This window comes from Serratia sp. NPDC078593, from assembly GCF_050268245.1.
Lineage (GTDB): Bacteria > Pseudomonadota > Gammaproteobacteria > Enterobacterales > Enterobacteriaceae > JBNNGK01.
The window spans coordinates 1-1,795 of sequence record NZ_JBNNGK010000042.1; the positions used below are offsets into that span (position 1 = coordinate 1).

General features: G+C 52.8%; 1 rRNA gene. It reads right to left on the bottom strand.

The window, feature by feature from the left end:
- Positions 1–1,720, bottom strand: a 23S ribosomal RNA gene (locus tag ACQKDS_RS20100); the annotation flags it as partial.
- Positions 1,721–1,795: the final 75 nt, after the last annotated feature.

Genomic DNA, 1,795 nt, shown 5'->3' on the forward strand with positions numbered 1-1,795 from the left:
TACGCGCCAGCGTGCCTTCTCCCGAAGTTACGGCACCATTTTGCCTAGTTCCTTCACCCGAGTTCTCTCAAGCGCCTGGGTATTCTCTACCTGACCACCTGTGTCGGTTTGGGGTACGATTTTGTGTTACCTGATGCTTAGAGGCTTTTCCTGGAAGCAGGGCATCAACTACTTCTGCACCGTAGTGCATCGTCATCACGCCTCAGGGTTGAATAAGCAACCGGATTTACCAAGTCACTCCCCCTACACGCTTAAACCGGGACAACCGTCGCCCGGCTAGCCTAGCCTTCTCCGTCCCCCCTTCGCAGTAACACCAAGTACAGGAATATTAACCTGTTTCCCATCGACTACGCTTTTCAGCCTCGCCTTAGGGGTCGACTCACCCTGCCCCGATTAACGTTGGACAGGAACCCTTGGTCTTCCGGCGTGCGGGTTTTTCACCCGCATTATCGTTACTTATGTCAGCATTCGCACTTCTGATACCTCCAGCAGACCTCACAGTCCACCTTCGCAGGCTTACAGAACGCTCCCCTACCCAACAACGCCTAAGCGTCGCTGCCGCAGCTTCGGTGCATGGTTTAGCCCCGTTACATCTTCCGCGCAGGCCGACTCGACCAGTGAGCTATTACGCTTTCTTTAAATGATGGCTGCTTCTAAGCCAACATCCTGGCTGTCTGTGCCTTCCCACATCGTTTCCCACTTAACCATGACTTTGGGACCTTAGCTGGCGGTCTGGGTTGTTTCCCTCTTCACGACGGACGTTAGCACCCGCCGTGTGTCTCCCGTGATAACATTCTTCGGTATTCGGAGTTTGCATCGGTTTGGTAAGCCGGGATGGCCCCCTAGCCGAAACAGTGCTCTACCCCCGAAGATGAGTTCACGAGGCGCTACCTAAATAGCTTTCGGGGAGAACCAGCTATCTCCCGGTTTGATTGGCCTTTCACCCCCAGCCACAAGTCATCCGCTAATTTTTCAACATTAGTCGGTTCGGTCCTCCAGTTAGTGTTACCCAACCTTCAACCTGCCCATGGCTAGATCACCGGGTTTCGGGTCTATACCTTGCAACTAGACGCCCAGTTAAGACTCGGTTTCCCTACGGCTCCCCTATTCGGTTAACCTTGCTACAAAATATAAGTCGCTGACCCATTATACAAAAGGTACGCAGTCACCCAACTAGTAGGCTCCCACTGCTTGTACGTACACGGTTTCAGGTTCTATTTCACTCCCCTCGCCGGGGTTCTTTTCGCCTTTCCCTCACGGTACTGGTTCACTATCGGTCAGTCAGGAGTATTTAGCCTTGGAGGATGGTCCCCCCATATTCAGACAGGATGTCACGTGTCCCGCCCTACTCATCGAACTCACAGCTCATGCATTTTAGTGTACGGGACTATCACCCTTTACTGTGCGACTTTCCAGACGCTTCCACTAACACAAGAGCTGATTCAGGTTCTGGGCTCCTCCCCGTTCGCTCGCCGCTACTGGGGGAATCTCGGTTGATTTCTTTTCCTCGGGGTACTTAGATGTTTCAGTTCCCCCGGTTCGCCTCCTGCCACTATGTATTCATGACAGGATAGTGTGTCGAAACACACTGGGTTTCCCCATTCGGGTATCGCCGGTTGTTGCGGTTCATATCACCTTACCGACGCTTATCGCAGATTAGCACGCCCTTCATCGCCTCTGACTGCCTAGGCATCCACCGTGTACGCTTAGTCACTTAACCTCACAACCCGAAGGTGTCTTTCAACACGCTCGCGCTGTTACATTTGAGAGACTCTATGACAGGTTACTTCTTACC